Origin of the sequence: Arthrobacter sp. UCD-GKA, assembly GCF_001863355.1 — a bacterium.
GTDB lineage: Bacteria > Actinomycetota > Actinomycetes > Actinomycetales > Micrococcaceae > Paeniglutamicibacter.
Map to the genome: position 1 here is coordinate 100,462 of NZ_MOLR01000005.1, position 20,131 is coordinate 120,592.

The 20,131-nt window shown below is 66.9% G+C and carries 16 protein-coding genes; 14 read left to right on the forward strand and 2 right to left on the reverse strand.

Annotation, left to right across the window (positions count from 1 at the left end; genetic code table 11):
• Positions 1–102: 102 nt before the first annotated feature.
• The 7 genes from BLJ79_RS10160 to BLJ79_RS10190 all read left to right on the forward strand — a co-directional run bounded on the left by BLJ79_RS10160 (position 103) and on the right by BLJ79_RS10190 (position 8,593).
• Entirely contained in the window at positions 103–1,119 is a 1,017-nt protein-coding gene (locus BLJ79_RS10160) for a LacI family DNA-binding transcriptional regulator (protein WP_071214633.1), read from the forward strand.
• An 81-nt stretch (positions 1,120–1,200) separates the two neighbouring features.
• A complete protein-coding gene (gene uxaC, locus BLJ79_RS10165; protein ID WP_071214634.1) occupies positions 1,201–2,610 on the forward strand; it encodes a glucuronate isomerase in 1,410 nt (469 codons plus the stop codon).
• The gene (locus tag BLJ79_RS10170; RefSeq protein ID WP_286135339.1) at positions 2,607–4,061 is read left to right on the forward strand and encodes a mannitol dehydrogenase family protein; all 1,455 of its coding nucleotides are present in this window, start codon (positions 2,607–2,609) and stop codon (positions 4,059–4,061) included. The genes uxaC and BLJ79_RS10170 overlap by 4 nt, the downstream gene beginning before the upstream one ends.
• Positions 4,062–4,117: 56 nt before the next feature.
• Complete coding sequence (gene manD / locus BLJ79_RS10175; RefSeq protein ID WP_071214636.1) at positions 4,118–5,347, forward strand: D-mannonate dehydratase ManD; 1,230 nt, start codon at positions 4,118–4,120, stop codon at positions 5,345–5,347.
• The gene (locus BLJ79_RS10180; protein WP_286135340.1) at positions 5,344–5,916 is read left to right on the forward strand and encodes a gluconokinase; all 573 of its coding nucleotides are present in this window, start codon (positions 5,344–5,346) and stop codon (positions 5,914–5,916) included. The genes manD and BLJ79_RS10180 overlap by 4 nt, the downstream gene beginning before the upstream one ends.
• Positions 5,917–6,044: 128 nt before the next feature.
• Positions 6,045–7,307, forward strand: a complete 1,263-nt coding sequence (locus BLJ79_RS10185; protein ID WP_175475451.1) for an MFS transporter — start codon at positions 6,045–6,047, stop codon at positions 7,305–7,307.
• A gap of 80 nt (positions 7,308–7,387) precedes the next feature.
• Positions 7,388–8,593, forward strand: coding sequence for an amidohydrolase family protein (locus BLJ79_RS10190; RefSeq protein ID WP_071214637.1), 1,206 nt, complete (start codon positions 7,388–7,390; stop codon positions 8,591–8,593).
• A gap of 71 nt (positions 8,594–8,664) precedes the next feature.
• On the opposite strand, the gene BLJ79_RS10195 is transcribed toward BLJ79_RS10190, so the two are convergent.
• Together BLJ79_RS10195 and corA are read right to left on the reverse strand one after the other, a co-directional pair.
• Complete coding sequence (locus BLJ79_RS10195; protein ID WP_071214884.1) at positions 8,665–9,459, reverse strand: HAD-IIA family hydrolase; 795 nt, start codon at positions 9,457–9,459, stop codon at positions 8,665–8,667.
• A 134-nt stretch (positions 9,460–9,593) separates the two neighbouring features.
• Positions 9,594–10,601, reverse strand: coding sequence for a magnesium/cobalt transporter CorA (gene corA / locus BLJ79_RS10200; RefSeq protein WP_071214638.1), 1,008 nt, complete (start codon positions 10,599–10,601; stop codon positions 9,594–9,596).
• A 155-nt stretch (positions 10,602–10,756) separates the two neighbouring features.
• Between corA and BLJ79_RS10205 the strand changes: the two genes are divergently transcribed.
• From BLJ79_RS10205 to BLJ79_RS10235, 7 genes are all read left to right on the forward strand, one after another.
• Positions 10,757–11,431, forward strand: coding sequence for a TrmH family RNA methyltransferase (locus BLJ79_RS10205; protein ID WP_071214639.1), 675 nt, complete (start codon positions 10,757–10,759; stop codon positions 11,429–11,431).
• 204 nt (positions 11,432–11,635) lie between these two features.
• A complete protein-coding gene (locus BLJ79_RS10210; protein WP_071214640.1) occupies positions 11,636–13,033 on the forward strand; it encodes a M23 family metallopeptidase in 1,398 nt (465 codons plus the stop codon).
• A gap of 546 nt (positions 13,034–13,579) precedes the next feature.
• Positions 13,580–14,134, forward strand: a complete 555-nt coding sequence (locus BLJ79_RS10215; RefSeq protein ID WP_071214641.1) for a hypothetical protein — start codon at positions 13,580–13,582, stop codon at positions 14,132–14,134.
• 519 nt (positions 14,135–14,653) lie between these two features.
• On the forward strand, positions 14,654–16,447 hold the full coding sequence (locus tag BLJ79_RS10220; protein ID WP_175475452.1) for a peptidoglycan DD-metalloendopeptidase family protein: 1,794 nt from the start codon (positions 14,654–14,656) through the stop codon (positions 16,445–16,447).
• Positions 16,448–16,603: 156 nt separating this feature from the next.
• Positions 16,604–17,626, forward strand: coding sequence for a class II fructose-bisphosphate aldolase (gene fbaA / locus BLJ79_RS10225; RefSeq protein ID WP_071214643.1), 1,023 nt, complete (start codon positions 16,604–16,606; stop codon positions 17,624–17,626).
• Between the two features lie 2 nt (positions 17,627–17,628).
• Entirely contained in the window at positions 17,629–18,048 is a 420-nt protein-coding gene (locus BLJ79_RS10230; RefSeq protein WP_071214644.1) for a DUF3151 domain-containing protein, read from the forward strand.
• A gap of 103 nt (positions 18,049–18,151) precedes the next feature.
• On the forward strand, positions 18,152–20,122 hold the full coding sequence (locus BLJ79_RS10235) for a serine/threonine-protein kinase (RefSeq protein WP_071214645.1): 1,971 nt from the start codon (positions 18,152–18,154) through the stop codon (positions 20,120–20,122).
• The last annotated feature ends 9 nt before the right edge of the window (positions 20,123–20,131 follow it).

Sequence of the window (20,131 nt, forward strand, 5' to 3'; positions counted from 1 at the left end):
ACGGTTGCATTGATGATGTACGCCACAGCGCGCCGCGAGCCAATTGTTGCCACTAGTTGCCACGAGCTACCAACAATCGCTTCGGCGCGCAAAGATGGAAAGGTGAGTCCCCAACCTGAAGAACCCCGACCGGCAACGATCTACGATGTGGCACGCATCGTGGGGGTTTCCGCATCCACTGTTTCGCGGGCCTTTGCCCGACCGGGCAGGGTCAGTTTTGCCACCGCCGAACGCATCCGCAAGGTTGCCGACGAGATCGGCTACCAGTCGGTGAGCGTGCGCCGCCCCATGGCCCAGGGCCGCAGCAGGCGCGGGACCATTGCCTTGGTGGTGGCCGATATTTCCAATCCGGTCTACTTCGAGATGATCCGCGGTGCCGAGGAGGAAGCGGCGTTGAACGGCTACACCATGCTCCTGGCCCACACCCGGGAATCCGGGGTCATCGAGCGCGAGGCCATCGAACGGTCCATCGACATTGTGGACGGGATCGTGCTCAGCAGCTCGCGGATGTCCGACGCGGCCATTCGGGCCATGGCCAAGCAGAAGCCCACGGTGGTGATGAACCGCGGGGTCAAGGGCGTGGCAAGCGTGATCACCGACAACGTGCGCGGGGTGCGCCGGGCCATCGAGCATTTCGCCCAGTTGGGGCACCGGGAGGTTTCCTACCTGGCCGGACCCGAGGCATCGTGGGCGGATTCGATGCGCTGGCGGGCAGTGAAACAGGCGGGCCAGGAACTCGACGTGCGGATCACGAAGATCGAATCCACCGCGCCCACCATGGACGGAGGGGCGCAGGTGGCCGACAAGGTTGCCACGGGCAAGGCCTCCGCGGTGCTCGCCTACAACGACCAGCTGGCGCTCGGGCTGATGCGCAGGCTGCAGGCCAACGGTTTTGGCATCCCGGAGGATTTCTCCATCATCGGTTTTGACAATTCCTCGGGCGCCTCGTTGATCGTCCCGGGGCTTTCCAGCGTTGCAGCCCCGCTGCATGCCCTGGGCGCCACCGCGGTGCGCAGCCTGTTGGCGATCTCGCGCGGCGCCGTCTCGGCGCACGAACAAGCGGTGGTGCTGCCGACGCGGCTGGTCCTGCGCGGGTCCACCGCACGCCCCCGAGGCTAGAAGGCCGGCGGGCCCCGGGCGAGTGGTGCAACTCATGGCAACTTGTTGCCGTCGTGGTGCTGCCAAGCCGACCATCAATACATGCCTTCCTCGATTGCGAACCACCCCGATCGGCTTCTGCCCGCAGACCCCGGTGTCCGCGAGATAGCCCGGTCGCTCCACAAGGACGTGGAAAACCTGCCCATCATTTCGCCCCACGGCCACGTGGACGCGGCAATGATCGCCAACGACACCCCGTTCCCGGACCCCACCGCCCTGCTGCTGAGCCCGGACCACTACGTGACCCGCCTGCTGCACGCCAACGGCGTTCCGCTCGAGGCGCTGCGCGTCGGCGGCACCTCCGAGGTCGGCGCCCTGGATGCCTGGCGCACCTTCTGCGCCAACTGGAAGGCCTTCGACGGGACCGCCTCGGGGTACTGGCTGCGCCAGGAATTCGTCGACGTCTTCGGCATCGACGACCTTGACATCCGCGAGGAGACCGCCGAGGCGACGTTCAATGCGCTGCAGGCGAAGATCGACGAGCCGGGCTTCCGCCCGCGCGCGCTGATGGACTCCTTCAACATCGAGGTCATGGCCACCACCGACGACCCGCTCGATGACCTGGCCGCGCACCGCACCCTGGCAACGGATTCCTCCTTCGCCTCCCGTGTGCTGCCGACCTTCCGCCCCGACGCGTACATCAAGTTCTGGGGCGCCGACTTCGCCGCCAAGGCCGACGCGCTGATCCAGGCCGCCGGCCAGGGTGCCACCGGCTACGACGGCTACCTGGCCGCGATGGCCAACCGCCGCGCCTACTTCGTCGAGCACGGAGCGGTGTCCTCGGACCACGGTTCGCACTCGGCCGCCACGCTGAAGCTGGACCGCGACGAAGCCGCCGCGCTCTTTGCCAAGGGCATGGCCGGCACCGCCTCCACCGCTGAGGCCTTCGCCTTCGAGGCGCACATGATGTACCAGCAGGCCGCCATGGCCGTGGAAGACGGACTGGTCATGACGATGCACCCGGGCGTGCACCGCAACACCCACGCAGCCACGCTGAAGGCCTTCGGCCCGGACACCGGCCACGACATCCCCTTCGCCGTGGACTTCGCCACCGGCCTGCAGCCGCTGCTCAACGACTTCGGCACCGCGCCGGGCTTCCACTTCATCCCGTTCACCATCGACGAGACCGTGTTCTCCCGCGAGATCGCGCCGCTGGCCGGGTTCTACCCGTCGGTGTTCATCGGCGCCCCCTGGTGGTTCCTGGATGCGCCGGATGCGATGATGCGCTTCCGCTCCGCGGTCACCGAGACCGCTGGCTTCTCCCGTTCCTCGGGCTTCATCGACGACACCCGCGCCTTCTGTTCCATCCCGGCGCGGCACGACGCCTCGCGCCGCGTGGAGGCATCCTTCCTGGCCCGGCTGGTCGCCGAGCACCGGATCACCGAGGAACGCGCCCACGAAATCATCGTTGACGTCGTCGACGCCGCACCGCGCCGGGCGTTCAAGCTGTGAGCGCCGGATCCGTGGCCACCCGCGAACTGAACCGCACGACCCACCCGGCGCCCAAGGCCGAGGTCCGCATCGTGCACATCGGCCTGGGCGCCTTCCACCGCGCCCACCAGGCCTGGTACACCGCCAAGGCGAACGACGGCTGGGGGATCGCCGCCTTCACCGGACGCAGCGCCACCGCCGCCGAGGAGCTCGCCGCGCAGGACGGGCTGTTCACGCTGATCCGGCGCGAGGCCGAGGGCGACAGCTTCGAGGTCATCGATTCCATCGTGGAGGCCCGTGACGGCAACGACATGGCGGCGCTGTCCACCCTGCTGGCCAGCCCATCCACCGCGATCGTCACCCTGACCATCACCGAGGCCGGCTACAAGATGGCCCCCGGGGCCACGGAACCGACGTTGAACCTCGACGACGACCAGGTCCTTGCGGACCTGGGGGTCCTGCGGGAATGCTACGACGCCGGGGTCTTCGCCAAGACCGCCGCCGAGTTCGAGGCCCTGGCCCTGGGCACCGCCGCGGCACGCCTGGTGGTCGGCCTGGCTGCCCGCCGTTCCGGCGACGGCTGGCCGCTGGCCGTCGTGTCCTGCGACAACCTGCCGGGCAACGGCGCGGTGGCACGGGCCGGCATCCTGGGCTTCGCGCAGGCGGTGGACCCGATGCTGGCGCGCTGGATCGATGCGAACGTCTCATTCGTGGACACCTCCATCGACCGCATCACCCCGCGGACCACCGACGCCGACCGCGACACCGTGGCCGCCGAAACCGGTTTCGTTGATGTCTCCCCGGTGGTCACCGAGCCTTTCACCTCATGGGTGCTTTCCGGGGATTTCCCGGCCGGCCGCCCAGCCTGGGAAAAAGCCGGCGCCCAGTTCGTGACGGACCTGGAGTCCTTTGAACGCCGCAAGCTGTGGCTGCTCAACGGTGCCCACACGCTGATGTCCTTTGCCGGGCAGCTGCGCGGACACGCAACCGTCGCGCAGGCCCTGGCCGACCCGGCCGTTTCCGGTTGGGTCGAGGAATTCTGGGATGCCGCCGCCGCGCACCTCACCGGGCCGGAACTTGAGGTCCCTGAATACCGCAAGGCGTTGCGCGAACGCTTCGAGAACCCGCGCATTGCCCACTTCCTGGCCCAGATCGCCGGAGACGGATCGCTCAAGCTTGCCGCCCGCGCCTTGCCGGTGTTCCGCGCCGAGCAGGCTGCCGGGCGCCACGGCACCGCTGCCTTGCGCCTGTTGGCCGCCTGGTGTGACCAGCTGGCGGCGCAACATGCCGCCGGAACCCCGGTGCAGGATGCGAACGCAACTGCGCTGGAAGTGATCCTGGCCGATCCGGCCATCCGTTCCGGCTCTGCGCAACAGACCGCCGCACTGCTGGGCGTCATCGAGGCCGGGCTCGGCACCGACCCCTCCCTGGTGGCCTCGATCCATGCCCTGCGCGGGCACTTCACCAACTGACTTTTCTCCCCGCCACACCCGGTGCACCGACGCATCGGGAATCTGAAAGGATTGCCATGAAAATCATCAAGGCAGAAGTATTTGTGACCAGCCCGTCACGCAACTTCGTGACCCTGAAGGTCACCACCGAATCCGGCCTGGTCGGCATCGGCGACGCGACCGTGAACGGCCGCGAGCTCGCGGTGGCCTCCTACCTCAAGGACCACGTCGCGCAGCTGCTCATCGGCAAGGATGCGCACCGCATCGAGGACACCTGGCAGTTCCTTTACCGTTCCTCCTACTGGCGCCGCGGGCCGATCACCATGGCCGCGATCGCCGCGGTGGACATGGCCCTGTGGGACATCAAGGGCAAGGCCGCGAACATGCCGGTCTACCAGCTGCTGGGCGGCGCCTCGCGCAACGGCCTGCGCGCCTACGGCCATGCCTCGGGCACCGACACCGAGCAGCTCTTCGACTCGATCCGTGAGCACCTGGAACTGGGCTACAAGTCCATCCGCGTGCAGACCGCCGTCCCGGGCATCAAGGCCGTCTACGGCGTGGCCGCCCAGACCCAGTCCTCGGGCGAACGCTACGACTACGAGCCGGCCGGCCGCGGCGCCTACCCGGTGGAAGAGGACTGGGACACCCGCGCCTACCTGCGCCACCTGCCCACCGTCTTCGAGGCGGTGCGCAACGAATTCGGCCCCGAGATCCCGCTGCTGCACGACGGCCACCACCGCATGACCCCGATCCAGGCGGCCAAGCTGGGCAAGGCGCTGGAGCCCTACGACCTGTTCTGGCTCGAGGACTGCACCCCGGGCGAAAACCAGGAGGCGCTGCGCCTGGTCCGCCAGCACACCACCACCCCGATCGCCATCGGCGAGGTCTTCAACACGATCTACGACTTCCAGTCGCTGATCAAGGAACAGCTCATCGACTACGTGCGTGCCGCCTCCACCCACTTCGGCGGCATCTCGCCGCTGAAGAAGGTCATGGACTACGCCGCCCAGTACCAGGTCAAGTCCGGCTTCCACGGCCCGACCGACATCTCCCCGGTGGGCTTCGCCGCCCAGCTGCACGTGGGCCTGGCCATCCACAACTACGGCATCCAGGAGTACATGCAGCACTCGGACGCCACCAACACGGTCTTCGAGCAGTCGATGACCTTCGAGGACGGCTACCTGCACCCGGGCAACAAGCCGGGCCTGGGCGTCGAGTTCAACGAGGAAGCCGCGCTGTCCTACCCGTACCAGCAGGCCTACCTGCCCTACAACCGTCTCATCGACGGCACCGTCCACGACTGGTGAGCGCGCAAACCATGGAAGCCGCCACCGACACCGCCGCCACCGACACCGCCGCCAGCGGCGCGGCAACCGCGCTGCACCGGGTCATCGTCATGGGTGTCTCCGGCTGCGGCAAGTCCACCGTGGGCGAGCTTTTGGGCGCCGAGCTGGGGGCGGGGTTCCTCGACGGGGACTCCCTGCACCCGGCCTCGAACATCGAGAAGATGGCCGCCGGGCATCCGCTGGATGACGCGGACCGCGAACCGTGGCTGCGTGAGGTGGGCCAACGCCTCGGCTCGGCCGAGCCCGGGTCCAAGGTCATCGCGTGTTCGGCGCTGAAGCGCTCGTACCGGGACCTGATCCGCTCCGAGGCGCCGGGCACGGTGTTCATCCACCTGCACGGATCCGTCGAACTGCTCACCGAGCGCATGCGCGCCCGCCCCGGGCACTTCATGCCGGTGGGCCTGCTCGAATCCCAGCTGGCGACGCTTGAGCCGCTGGAAAGCGACGAAGCCGGTGTGGTGCTCGACATCGCCGCGACGCCCGCACAGTTGGCGCAGGAAGCCGCCGCCTGGCTGGACGCGCAGGCCTGAGCCTCCGCCCGGCGATGAGCCAGGGGCGCGGCGCCAGGGGGAATATCACCCGGCGCCGTGCCCCTGGCTGTTTAAGCGGAGCCAGCCCGGCGGCCCGGGACCGGAGGCTCCCGCGTACGCTGGAGCCCGTGACCACCAAGCAACCACCTTCCGCGCTGCCGGTCCCGTTCCGCTGGCTGTGGGCCGGTGCGGCGACCAGCAACCTCGGCGACGGCATGCTGCTCGCCGCTGGACCGCTGCTGGTCACCACCATCACCCGCGACCCGTTGGCCGTGGCCCTGGCACCCTTCGCCCAGCAGATCCCCTGGGTGCTCTTCGGGCTGCTCGCCGGCGCCGTGGTGGACCGGGTGGACCGGCGCAGGCTCATGATCCTGGTCAACCTCCTGCGGATGCTGGTGATCTTCGGCTTGGCCGCCATCATCTTCTCCGGGGCGCTGGGCCTGCCGGTGCTCTACGGATGCCTGTTTCTCCTGGGCACCGCGGAGGCCTTTGCGGACAACGCCTCCACCTCGCTGATCCCCACGCTGGTGCCCAGCGCGCAGCTTGGACTGGCCAATTCGCGGCTTTTTGGCACCATCACCGTGACCAACCAACTGGCCGGACCACCGCTGGGAGCCATGCTCTTCGCGGTATCCCACTCGCTGCCCTACGCGGGATTTGCCGCGCTGCTGGCCCTGGCCGTGATGCTCTATTCCAAGGTGGCCGTCCCGCTGCCGGCACCAGGAAGCTCGAGGGCGCCGGGCACCTCAATGCTGCTGGAGGTCAGGGAGGGACTCGGCTGGATGCGCAGGCATTTTGCCGTGCGCACCCTGGCGATCCTGATCACCTGCTTCAACGTCACCTTCGGGGCCACGTTCGCGATTCTGGTGCTCTATGCGACGGACCAGCTGGCGCTCGGCGACATCGGCTACGGCCTGTTGATGAGCGCCAGCGCCGTGGGCGGCATCATGGGTTCCCTGCTCTTCCCGTGGCTGGAACGCAGGTTCAGCTACGCGACCTTGCTACGCACCGGACTGGTCCTGGAAACCGCCACGCACCTGGCCCTGGTGCTCACCCGCCAGGCATGGTTGGCGATGGCCATCCTGTTTCTCTTCGGCATCCATGCCCTGGTCTGGGGCTCGGTCTCCTCCACGGTGCGCCAGCGGGCGGTGCCCGATCGGCTGCGCGGCCGGATCAACTCGGTGTACATGCTCGGCAGCATCGGCGGCATCGCGGCCGGTTCCCTGCTCGGCGGCGTGCTGGGCCAGGCGTTCAGCTACCGGGCGCCGTTCTGGTTCGGGTTCTTCGGCTCGTTCCTCATCCTGCTGCTGGTCTGGAAATCGATGACCCACATTGCGACCGCCGACAGCCACGGGGAAGAAGACCAGGCAAAGCCACCCCAAATGCCTTGACCGGCGATTCCCGCGTGGAAGAGTTGGGAACCGTGAGGCCGAAGGAATGCGGCAGGCAACCAGCAAAGGGGAAACACGCAGTGCTCATCAGCAACGTGAGGCCATGGGGCCGGGACGCGGTGGACCTTGAAATCACCGACGGACTGATCGCCTCCGTTTCCCCGCACAACCCGCGCCTTACGGTGGCCGGCGGCATCGATGGCCGCGGGCGGCTGGCACTTCCCGCGTTCTCCGATGTCCATGTGCACCTGGACTCGACGCGGATCGGGCTGCCCTTCCGCGAACACACCGGGGCCCCGGGGGTCTGGGGCATGATGCTCAACGACCGGAACCATTGGCGCAAGGCCGAGGTCCCGCTGCCAGAGCGGGTCGCCGAAACGCTGCAGCGCATGATCGCGCACGGCACCACGCGGGTGCGTAGCTACGCGCAGATCGATGTCGACTGCAAGCTGGAGAAATTCGAGGCAGTGCTCGCGGCCAAGGAAAAATTCGAGGACCGTGCCGACGTGCAGATCATGGCATTCCCGCAGGCCGGGCTGCTGCGCGAACCCGGCACGGTTGCCTATCTGGAGGAATCCCTGAAGCTCGGCGCCACGGTCATGGGCGGCATCGACCCGTGCCAGCTGGACCGGGACCCGGCGCGGCACCTGGACATCGTGTTCGGGCTGGCAGAGAAATACCAGGTGGACGTCGACATCCACCTGCACGAGCCCGGGCACCTGGCGCATTTCAGCACCGAACTCATCATGGAACGCACCCGCGCCCTGGGCATGGAGGGCAGGGTGACGCTCTCGCACGCCTACGAGCTGGGCAACGTCTCGGAGGCTACCACCGCGCGGGTCATCGAGCAGATGGGCGCCCTGGATATCTCCTGGGCCACGGTTGCCCCGGCCACCTCGGGCAAGCAATTCAACCTCGTGGCCATGACCGAGGCCGGCATTCGGGTGGGCCTCGGCGAGGACGGGCAGCGCGACTACTGGAGCCCGTACGGGGACTGCGACATGCTCTCGCGCACCTGGCAGCTGGCCTTCACCCACGGGTTGCGGCAGGACGAATTGATCGAACATGCGGCGGCAATTGCCACCTGGGGCGGGGCGGGCATGATGGATCGGAGCCTGTCTCGGTTGCGTTCCGCCGGCGACCGCCCGGGCCTGGCAGTGGGGGACCGGGCCGAGATGGTGCTGCTGGCGGGGGAGACCGTGACCAGCGCCGTCATGGCCCGCGGCGTCGACCGCACCGTCATCCATGACGGCCGAGTCGTGGCGGATCAGATGGAAATGCTCTAGAAGGGCCCGATCCCTAATGACGAGCGGCAGTGCCCGTTGCGGGGCACTGCCACCTTGGGTCGAGGAGCCGCCTAGTGCTCGTGCGGTCCCGAGGCCGGACCCGCGTGGTGGGCGGCGCGCCCCTCGCGAAGCTCGGACAGGATCTCCGCCACCGAATCGTGCTCCAGGTCCGGGCGGAACGGGAAGGACGCCACATCGCCGGGCTTGGTGATACCGGTGTGCACCAGGATGGTCAGCAACCCGGCCTCCATCCCGGCAATGATGTCGGTGTCCATTCGGTCCCCGATCATTGCGGTGGTCTCCGAATGCGCATCGATCCGGTTCAGTGCCGAGCGGAACATCATCGGGTTCGGCTTGCCGACCACGTAGGGGTCGCGGCCTGTGGCCTGGGTGATCAGTGCCGCCACGGACCCGGTGGCCGGAAGCAGGCCTTCCGGGGAGGGACCGGTGGCATCCGGGTTGGTGGTGATGAAGCGGGCTCCCGCGGCTATCAGGCGGATGGCCTTGGTGATGGCCTCGAAGGAGTAGGTGCGGGTTTCGCCCAGCACCACGTATTCGGGCTCTTGGTCGGTGAGGATGAACCCTGCCTCGTGCAATGCGGTGGTCAGCCCGGCCTCGCCGATCACGAAGGCGCGTCCGCCCGGGCGCTGGCGGCGCAGGAACTCCGCGGTGGCCATGGCCGAGGTCCAGATGTTGGCCTCGGGGACATCGAGCCCGGAGGACAGCAGCCGGGCACGCAGGTCGCGCGGGGTGTAGATGGAGTTGTTGGTCAGCACCAGGAAGCGCTTGCCGGTGGAGACCCAATGGTCGATCATGTCCGCGGCGCCGTCGATGGCCTGGTTCTCGTGGACCAGCACCCCGTCCATGTCCGTGAGCCAGCATTCAATGTCGTGGACGTTGCGTGGTTCATGCGTTGGCACGAGTGGGTGTTCCTTTCAAGAGACAACCTGCTGTGAACCAGTCTTTCAGGTTCCGCGGCCGTGGGCGGGGATTGCGGAGACTATAACCAATTGTTCTTCTTGAAAATGGCAAAGAGGCTCACGGCCAGTGCCAGCATCAGCCCGATCGCCGCCGGATAGCCAAAGCTGAATTCCAGTTCCGGCATGTGCTTGAAGTTCATGCCGTAGATTCCGGTGACCAGGCTCGGGGCGAAAATGATCGCGGCCCATGAGGAAATCTTCTTCATCTGTTCGTTCTGGGCCAGGCCGGCCTCGGTGGCCCGCTGCGAGGCCAGGGTCGAGGACAGCGACAGGGCGTTGGTCAGCAGGGCCCGGAAGGAGGTGATGCGCTCGGTGAGCCGGATCGCGTGGTCCTGGACGTCGATGAGCTTGCGGTCAAGTTCCAGGGCGTCTTCCTCGGAGATGTCGCTGAGCCTGAAGTCCCTGCGCAAGCGGGCCAGCACGTCGTCCAGCGGTGCCAGTGCGCGCTGGAATTCGATGACTTCCCGGGACAGTTCGTAGATCCGCCGCGAGACGTGGGAAGTCCCGGAGAAAAGCTGGTCCTCGATCTCGTCGATGTCGTTGCTCAGTCCGGCAAACACCGGCTCGTATTCGTCAACGACCTGGTCAAGGACCGCGTAGAGGACCGCTGCCGGGCCGATGCCCAGCAGCCCCGGCTCGTCCTCGAGCCGCTGGCGCACCTGGGCCAGCTTGGGCGATTCTGCATGGCGGACGGTGACCACGAAGTCGACCCCGACATAGACGTGCAATTCCCCGAACTCGACCTTTTCGGACTCGTCGATGTAACGGGCCGGGCGCAAGACCACGAAGAGGTGGTCGCCGTAGTGCTCCAGCTTGGGGCGCTGGTGGCCGGAGAGGGTGTCTTCCACCGCCAACTCGTGCAGGCCGAGCTCCGCGGCGACCTCCTGCATTTCGGCCATGTCGGGACGGTAGAGCCCGAGCCAGGCCATGCCACCGCACTCCTTCATGGACTCGAACGTGGAGCTGAGATCCGGCGGATGGATCACGCGCTTGCCCGAAACGTAAATCGCATTGTCAATGATGGGCATGGATCCTCCTTGCATGCCGGGCCGGGGATTCCCGGCGGACCAAAAGTGCCTTAGGCCAGTTTGCCATCAACCGGCCGGGTGCGGGCGCGGCGCTCCGGGTGTGCTGTCCAGCACCTGGAATCCGGCGTGCGGGGATTGGCGACTACCCTTAAGACGTGACTTCCGCCCTTGAAACCCCCGCACCAGAGCCCACCGAGTACGATCCGGTCCACGAGGAGCGCCCCGAGGTGGGCGTTGGTCCGTGGGAGGGCGAGCTGCCTTCCGGTGACCATTTCGATGCCGGGCTGCTGGAAACCGGGGACCGGCGCAACGTGGCGGACAAGTACCGCTACTGGTCCATGGAGGCGATCGTCGCGGACCTGGACGAGCGCCGCCACGACTTCCACATCGCCATCGAGAACTGGCAACACGACATGAACATCGGCACGGTCGTGCGCACCGCCAACGCCTTCCTGGCCAAGGAAGTGCATATCATCGGGCGCCGGCGCTGGAACAAACGTGGGGCGATGGTCACCGACCGCTACCAGCACGTGCGCCACCACCCCACCGTCGAGGACTTCGTCGACTGGGCCAAGGGGGAGGGGCTGGCGATCATCGGGATCGACATCTTCCCGGATTCACGGAAGCTGGAAACCTACGAGCTGCCGCGCAATTGCGTGCTGGTCTTCGGCCAGGAAGGGCCGGGCTTGAGCGAGGAAGTCCACCAAAGCGCCGAAGCGACCCTTTCCATTGAGCAGTTCGGCTCCACCCGCTCCATCAATGCCGCCTCGGCCGCCGGGATCGCCATGCACGCGTGGATCCGCCGGCACGTTTTCGACCAGTCGGTATAACTTCGGGTAGTCGCTTGTCTAGAAAGCCAAACGTTTAGCGAATATCCCTTCACTCGCCGCCCCGGGTGCGTTAGCGTGGGCCTTGGACGATCAATCTCCTGCAACGAGGGTAATGCAACAACAGGCCCCGGTCGCCGGGGAACGACCAATGGTCAGCGCCGGCAACGGCCAAGGTCTCAAGCAGGTGAACGGAGCCATCCGCTGGTGAAAAAGCACCAAGTCAACCACCCGCTTCCGCTGCCCGTGCGGCGCGAACTGCGCACCAAGCCGAAAACCTCCAAGCCCGCGGCCCTCGGGATCGCGGTTCTTGCGACACTTGCCCTTTCGGTTTCCCCCACCCTCGACGGACGCCAGATCTACGCCATGCCAGTGGCAGCCACCGCCCTTCAGGTGGAGGCTGCATCCTTCAACCACCCCGTCGAGGTCGGGCTCTTCGGCGGAGTCGACGCGATCCGCTGGGAATCGGAAAACATCACCAGCGCCGCTGCCGGCGTCAAGGTCGCAGACGCCTCCGACCCTGGGGCCCTGCTGGGCCCCTCCGGGGCGTCGGCCCAACTCGTGGGTCAAAACGTGAGCCCGCTCGGTGTGCTTCCCGCGGGGATCCAGTTGATCCACCCGGTCTCGTCCCGACACATCACCAGCCCCTACGGTTGGCGGAACAACCCGACCGGGGCCGGCACCCAGATCCACATCGGCCAGGACTATGCCATTGCCTGCGGGTCGCCGGTGTATGCCAGCGCGGACGGAACCGTCATCCAGTCGGCCTGGGCTGGACACTCGGGCATGCGCGTGACCATCGACCACGGATCTTCGGTGCGCACCGGCTACAGCCACAACTCGACACTCGTGGCCAAGGTCGGCGACGTGGTCAAGCAAGGCCAACTGATCGCCCTGAGCGGGACCACCGGAAACTCGACCGGGTGCCATGTGCACTTCGAAGTCATCATCAACGGACGCTGGAACGATCCGCGCAACTTCCTGCCGCCGATTCCCGGCCAGCCCAACCCGATGGTCGATTCCCGCAGGACCACCATCGCGGCCGAACCCATCCGAAACACCGGGGAACCCCGGAGCGAAAGCGAGAACGGGCACGACATCGACGTATCGATGCCGGAGCCTACCAAGCCCGCACCCTCGACCAAGGCCCCCGAGAAGGAAACTGCGCCGCCAAAGCCAAGCGAGGAGACCAAACCAGGCGAAGCAAGCAAACCCGGAAAGACCCCCACGCCAACGCCAACGCCGACGCCGGAAACATTTCCGGAACCTTCAGCCAAGCCAACACCAGAGGCTAGCCCGTCACCAACCCCGACGCCGGAGCCCAGCGAAGAACCTACGCCTCCGCCCAATCCATCCCCGACCAGCGCGACACCTACTGATCCACCCTCTGGCGAGCCGACCGGCGCGCCGTCCAGTGCGTCTGCGGGATCCCAGTCAGCCATGCCGGCCCCGTCTTCGACCAATGAACCGACCGAGTCGGCAAGCACGTTGTCCGATTCGGGATTCGGGACTCCGAGCGCGGAATCCTCAAATGGCTCGGGCAGTGCCGGCGACGGAACAGCTGTGACGCTGTCGTCGTCTGCAACCACGGCGGAATCCTCGTAGCCGCTCCACATCGCGTGTGAAGGCCGTGGCAAGTCCAATCCTTCGCCTCGTCCAGGGCAAAAATCACGTGGGTTTGCAACGCAACAGCCCAAGATGATGACGCCGGCGACCGATACTTCCCTTGGAGCGGGAAGGACGTGGCCATGGAGCGTCTGCGGACCTGGCCGATCCACCCTTGCCCGAAGGGAGGCAACGGGACCACCTCTTGGTCGGCGATACCGGGGCAGTGGCCCTCGGCGGTCCCGCAGCCAAGAACGGCCAGCCACCCCGTATACCAATAGGTGATGAAGAGGCATGCGTCGGGCAGGCGAAGAATGACTTGCGGTAATCTTTGCGGTTACGGGAACATGCGAGAGAATTCCCGGATGCAGCGTTTGGGTTTGCCGTACTGCAGCGCGCAGAACGGGCTATTGAGTTGGACCGAGTTGCGGAGTAGTGGATCAGAGATTTGGGCGGACCGGCGAACAAGGGCAATCCAGATGGTTTTATTTCAAATAGAGGACATCAAATGAATGATACGAGGTATGCAAATGCCGGAGGAAACCCTTGGTAAAGGCGAATAAGATCAGCACTCCCAAAGACGGGGACGTTTTTAGCATCGCCCTCGGTGACGGAACTGCTGCGGTAGGCCAAGTCGTATCCTCCTATTTGGCCTCCCGCTACGTCGTGCTCTTTGACTTCGTGGCGCCGGAGGATGAAGTTGGTTCAAGGATTTCAGATGCACTTCAGGCCAAGCCGCTCTTCGGCGGATTGACATTCGACGCTCTCTTCCGTCCCGGACGCTGGCAGATCCTGGAAAACCGCGACGTTGACAGCAGGAGATACCTGCCGGCGTACAAAACCGGGGCCAGCGACCTTGACAACATTAAAGTTGAGGATTTCAACGGTAAACGGAGCCGCGTAGCTTCCGAATTTGAGGCGGAGAACATTCCCTTGAGGAAAACATCCGCACCAATCATTCTTGAACGGGCGATGAAAGCGCATTTGGGACTGGAAGCTTGGCACGCGGCCTTTGACGGAGTCAGGCTGGGCAATATGGTCTCCAGCGAGGAGCTCTTCGGAAAATGGGAAAGTACCGGTGCGAGCCGGACGTCGACTTAGGGCGGCTTCAGCAAAACTAGGCACGGGTCTTAAACGCAGGCACCGCCGATGACAATGCCGGCACGCAAGTCGTCATTGACCTTGCATTCTCGCCAAGTCGCGGAGGGGGCCGGTGGGCAGTAGCTTCGGTCTGGGCAGGGAATGGTGGGCCAGCTATGGCAACGCGCGTGAATGGGAATGAGCCTCTCAAGGCCCCGTGTCGGCGCGTTTTCCACAACCCTGCCAGGACGTGAAAGCCGGGCACGGTGAAATCAATTGGGGATCTTGCGGACTGAACCCTTTATTCCTGGCCACGCGTGCGTTACGGTGATGCCTAAGTGTTCAGTTACTTGGGGTGACACGGACAACTCGCTGGTCTCGGCCAGACCACCTCGCTCATTTGGCTGCGCAAAAACTTCATGGTGACTCAACAGGGGGTTGTTACCGATGAAAAAACATCAGGTCAATAGGGGTCCCGTGCCGGGCAGAGCCGGCCGTTCAACGAACAAGATCCCACAAATTTCAGCCTTGGGGCTTGCCGTGGCCGCGGCCGTGGCGATGTCGGGGGCGCCCGGCTTGGGCCTGTCCGCGAACCAAATCGCACCACAACCGGTACAAGCACCGAACTACGAAGCCGCGGCCTACGTGCAGCCGGTCAGGGTCTCATTGCTCAGCGGCGTGGACGCGATCGCGTGGCAGGCGCTGGGCATCACCAGCTCCGCCGCGGGGATTGGAAGCGACGGGGAGCCGGCCGGTGCCATGCCTGCTTTCCAGGCGCACTCCGGGTCCGGCCTGGGGGCTGCAACGCAGGCCAATGCCGCCGGCATCCTCGTTGGCCAGAACGTGGGAGTGCTTGGGGCGCTTCCAGGTAACATCCAGCTCATGCACCCGGTGGCGTCACGGCATATCACCAGTCCGTTCGGGTTTCGGCATAATCCGACCGGACCTGGGACGCAGATCCACATCGGACAGGACTACGCCGTTCCCTGCGGGTCGCCGGTGTATGCATCCGCCGACGGCGTGGTGATCCAGTCGGCGTGGGCAGGGCATTCCGGCATGCGCGTGACTATCGACCACGGGTCCTCCGTGCGCACCGGCTATAGCCACAATTCCCGGCTCGTTGCCAAGGTGGGCGACGTCGTCAAGCAGGGCCAGCTCATCGCGTTGAGCGGCACCACGGGGAACTCCACGGGTTGCCATGTGCACTTCGAGGTCATCATCAACGGGCGCTGGAACGATCCACGGAACTTCCTGCCTCCGATCTCGGGCCAGCCCAATCCCATGATCGATTCGCGCCGCACCACCATCGCGGCCGAACCGATCCGCAACACCGGGGCTCCCCGCTCATCGGAGGGCGGTGCGGCGGACTTCCCGACACGTTGGGCCTCGGCACCTCACGCGCACAACCCAAGCCCGGCGCCAGCCAGGCACCGGGCACCGGCCGTTGCACCGAAGGCCGAGCCACCTGCAACACACAAGCCGGAAGCAAAGCCGAAGCCTGCGCCGCAGGTGAAGCCGAGGCCTGACACCAAGCCTGCACCGACTACCCAGGCTCCGGCGCCTCAGGTGAAGCCGAAGCCCGAAACCAAGCCTTCGCCGACCACCCAAACTCCGGCACCTCAGCCGAAGCCGAAGCCGAAGCCGACACCGACACCGGCTCCAACGACGCCGGAACCGACAACGCCGGCACCGGAAACGACCAACCCGTTGCCCGAGGTCAACGAGGTTCCGACGCTGGAGATCCCGCTTCCGGAAACCGAGACCGATGAACCCTCGACCGGACCAACGGACGGGGCAACTGCACCGAAGGCCGACGACGCAGCGCCTCAGCTGGAATCCGAGCCGAAGACGTCCACTCCCAAGGACGACGGGACCACCCCGGATTCCGCCGAAATCGAACCGGCCAAGAAGGAATCCGACCAGGTAGCCCCTGCGGTTCAGAAGGCACCCGCCGTCGAACAGCTGCCGGTGAAGCCTGCCGAGGAACCCGAGGCCAAGACGGTCTCCGCTCCGGCGCCCCAGAAGGCCGAAGCTCCAGCTCCGGCCAAGAAGGTTGCAGCACCGGCTCCGGTCAAAAAGGCCGCAGCACCGGCTCCCAAGCCGGTCGCCGCGCCGAAGGCCCCGGTTGAAGCCATCAAGGCCGCACCCGTGGCCAAGCCGAAGCCCGTGGCACCCAAGGCACCGGTTGCCCCGGTGAAGAAGGCTGCCGCACCGGCCCCGGCAAAGGCCGAAGCCGTCAAGCCAAAGGCCCCGAAGCCCGTGGCCAAGCCTGCCGCCGAAAGCACAGCCGACGCACCCGCCGACACGGGAGGTGAAGCGGCCGCCGACAAGTGAATCGCATGCCAAGGGCGCCGTGAACCGGCGCCCTTGGCATGTCACCCTCCGGGGCCGGTGCGTCATCCCGTCAGCGATCCAGCACACAAGTAGCTAGGATGGAGGTAGCCAACGAGGTCTACTCCCCACACATTCCTTATCTACATAGGAGTCAGTATGCCCATCGCAACCCCGGAACAGTACAACGCCATGATTGATTCTGCGAAGGCCGGCGGCTACGCCTTCCCCGCAGTCAACGTGACGTCGTCGCAGACCCTGAACGCCGCCATCCGCGGCTTCGCCGAGGCCGAATCCGACGGAATCATCCAGGTGTCCACCGGCGGTGCAGCCTACTGGTCCGGTTCCTCGGTGAAGAACATGGTCACCGGCTCGCTGGCCTTCGCCGCCTTTGCCCGCGAAGTGGCCAAGGGCTACGGAGTGAACATCGCCCTGCACACCGACCACTGCCCGGCCGACAAGCTCGATGACTTCGTGCTGCCGCTGCTGGCCGCCTCCGAGGCCGAGGTCGCCGCCGGACGCAACCCGTTCTTCAACTCCCACATGTGGGACGGCTCCGCCGAGACCCTTGAAGAGAACCTGCGCATCGCCGCGGAACTGTTGCCGCGCACCGCAGCCGCCAAGCAGATCCTCGAGGTCGAGATCGGCGCCGTCGGCGGCGAGGAAGACGGCGTGGAAAACGCCATCAACGACAAGCTCTACTCCACCGTCGAAGACGCCCTGGCCACCGTTGCCGCACTGGGCTCCGGTGAGCAGGGCCGCTACATCACCGCGCTGACCTTTGGCAACGTGCACGGCATCTACAAGCCGGGCAACGTCAAGCTGCGCCCCGAGCTGCTCAAGGACATCCAGGAAAAGGTCGGCGCCAAGATCGGCAAGGCGAACCCGTTCGACCTGGTCTTCCACGGCGGTTCCGGCTCCTCGGCCAAGGAGATTTCCGACGCGGTCTCCTACGGCGTCATCAAGATGAACATCGACACCGACACCCAGTACGCCTTCACCCGCCCGGTCGCTGGGCACATGTTCTCCAACTACGACGGCGTGCTGAAGGTCGACGGCGAGGTCGGCAACAAGAAGGCCTACGATCCACGCGTCTGGGGTGCCAAGGCCGAAGAGTCCATGGCCGCCCGCATCGTGGAGGCCGCACAGCAGCTTGGCTCCGCCGGAAAGGCGCTGAAGTAACCATGGCCGATCTTGGAGCAAACCTGCTGGGCATCCCCGCAACGCTGTTGCCGGAGGAAACCGAGGTCAACGCGCGGCTGGAAGCCGGAGACGAAGCCGTGGACATCGCCGCGGCCTTCCCGTCATCCTCGACCGGCTGGGCGCTGTTGGCCAACGAGGCGCATGCCGAGGGCCACGTCGTGGAGTCCTACGCATACGCCCGCGTGGGCTACCACCGCGGACTGGACGCCCTGCGCAAGGCCGGCTGGCGTGGCCAGGGCCCGGTGCCGTGGGCGCACGAGGCCAACCGCGGGTTCCTGCGTGCGCTCTACGCGCTGCAGCGTGCCGCCGCGGCCATTGGCGAGGCCGAGGAAGTCGACCGCATCGGCCGCTTCCTCAACGACTCCGATCCGCTGGCCGCGGCCGCGCTCGAAGCCGAGTAGTCCAGCCGGCCCCCTTGTGCGGGCCCGGGCAGCAATTGTTCGTGCCGACCTTTGTGGTCAGGCACGAACAATTGCTGCTTAACCAAGGAGCAAGCAACGAAACATGGCAAACGTGCAGCCCGGTGACGCGCTCGGCGCCTCCTACCGCTTCGTCGAGCCCCTCGGTTCCGGCGCCGTCGGCGAGGTGTGGCGGGTCGGCGCGCCCTCGGGCGGGCCCGACCTCGCGGCCAAGGTGCTGCGCCCGGAACACGCGCACGACCCTGCCCTGGTGGAACACTTCGTGAAGGAACGCTCGGTGCTGCTGGGGCTGGTGCACCCGAACATCGTCAAGGTCAGGGACCTGGTGGTCGAGGGCGACAAGCTGGCCATCCTCATGGATCTGGTGCCCGGCGGCTCGCTGCGCGACCTGCTCCAGGAACAGCGCACGCTGCCCGCCGCGGACGCCCTGCTGCTCTGCGCCGAGGTGCTCGACGCGCTCGCGTACGCGCACACCCGAAACACCGCGCACCGGGACATCAAGCCCGACAACGTGCTGCTGGCCGAACCCTGGACCCCGGGGCTCGCCAACGCGGTGCGCGTCTCGGACTTCGGCATCGCCGCGGTCATGCACGAGCGGGCCAGGCACACCACCGGCCTGGTCGGCACCCCCGCCTACATGCCGCCCGAACTGCTCAGCTCCGGCGAGGTGGGCCCCGCCGCGGACCTCTACGCCACCGGCATCATGCTCTACGAGCTACTGGCCGGGCGGACCCCGTTCGCCGGGACCGGCACCGACTTCACCCTCGCCTACCGCCACGTGACCACGATGCCGCCGCGCCTTGAGGTGCCCGAGCCGTTGTGGGAGGCGCTCGAGGCGCTGCTGGGCAAGGACCCGCGCCAACGGCCCGGCGCGCCCGAGGCCGCCGCGCTGCTGCGCCGGCTCGCCGCCCGCCTCGCCGCCCTGTCGCCGTTGCCGGTGGCCGAGGCGCCAGGGGAGTTCGAGCCCCTGGCGCGCCCGGCGACGGTGCTGCGCGGGGCGGGAATCCAGCCCGAACCCGCACCTGCACCCGGCACCGGCCTGCCCGCCTCCGCGCCGCCGGAGCTGGGACCGGCCGCCGGGCACACCGTGGTCCGCTCCCTGTCCCGGCCCGGGGAACTGCCCGGTGCCGCTGCGGCGCCCGCCCCGGTACGCACCGGCCGCCGGCGCCCGGGGTGGCTGGGCGGCAAGGCCGTCATATGGATCGCCGGCGGGCTAGTGGCGGCCGTCGGGATCACCGTCGGCGCCGTGGCGCTGGCCAACCCGAAGGCCCCGGATGCGGCCCCGGCTGCCGATTCCGCCGCGAGCTTGCAGGATGCCCCGCTGCCGTCCGGGCTGTCGATCGGCCGCAGCGCCCGCTACGATGCGCAGGCCCGCGAGGTCTCGCTGGAAATCACCTACACGGCACAGAAGGCGCCGCTGTCCGGGCCCTTCCTCGAGGTACTCCCGGGTGCCTCCGCCGCAGCTTCCTGCCCGCCGGTGCGCTGGGAAAAGTCCGGGGCGACCCGCAACCAGCCGAGCCTGACGGGCATCGACGCACCCTGCGGCTGGAGCCTGGCCGAGGTCGGCGTCCCGGCCAAGGGCAGTGTCCAGCTGCGCGCAACGATTCCCGTGGAACTATCCGGCGAGGACGCCCTGGACCAGTGGCTCAAGGACGCCGCCGCGGCCACCACCGCGGCCGTCTCGGATCCCGCTGCGGCAGGTGCCGCCTACCCGGTGCAGCGCCTGCGGGACATCCTGGTCAGCACCCCGGCGCGCACCGTGAGCCAAACGGCACTGCCGGTCACCCTGGTGCCGGTGTGGCCCGGGGGCGAGGACCTGCTGAACCCGCTGTACACCTCGCCGTCCACGGGCAAGGCCTCGGCGATGCTCGCCGCTGTCGCCGGGGGAGAGGACGGGGTGCGCTTCTCCGACGGCTGCTCCGGTTCCCTGGCGGTCTCCGCCGACGGGCTGGTGGTCACCGCGCTGACGGTCTCCCCGAGCTGCATCCTGCGGGCCGGGGTCGGGAACTTCACCGACCTGGCCAGCGAACCGTTTTCCATCACCACCCGCGACTGATCCGGGCCC

Coding starts and splice junctions, on each gene's coding strand:
- manD (WP_071214636.1), top strand. CDS start 4,118: ATGAAAATCATCAAGGCAGAAGTATTTGTGACCAGCCCGTCACGCAAC.
- fbaA (WP_071214643.1), top strand. CDS start 16,604: ATGCCCATCGCAACCCCGGAACAGTACAACGCCATGATTGATTCTGCG.
- BLJ79_RS10235 (WP_071214645.1), top strand. CDS start 18,152: ATGGCAAACGTGCAGCCCGGTGACGCGCTCGGCGCCTCCTACCGCTTC.
- BLJ79_RS10230 (WP_071214644.1), top strand. CDS start 17,629: ATGGCCGATCTTGGAGCAAACCTGCTGGGCATCCCCGCAACGCTGTTG.
- corA (WP_071214638.1), bottom strand. CDS start 10,601: ATGCCCATCATTGACAATGCGATTTACGTTTCGGGCAAGCGCGTGATC.
- BLJ79_RS10195 (WP_071214884.1), bottom strand. CDS start 9,459: ATGGACGGGGTGCTGGTCCACGAGAACCAGGCCATCGACGGCGCCGCG.
- uxaC (WP_071214634.1), top strand. CDS start 1,201: ATGCCTTCCTCGATTGCGAACCACCCCGATCGGCTTCTGCCCGCAGAC.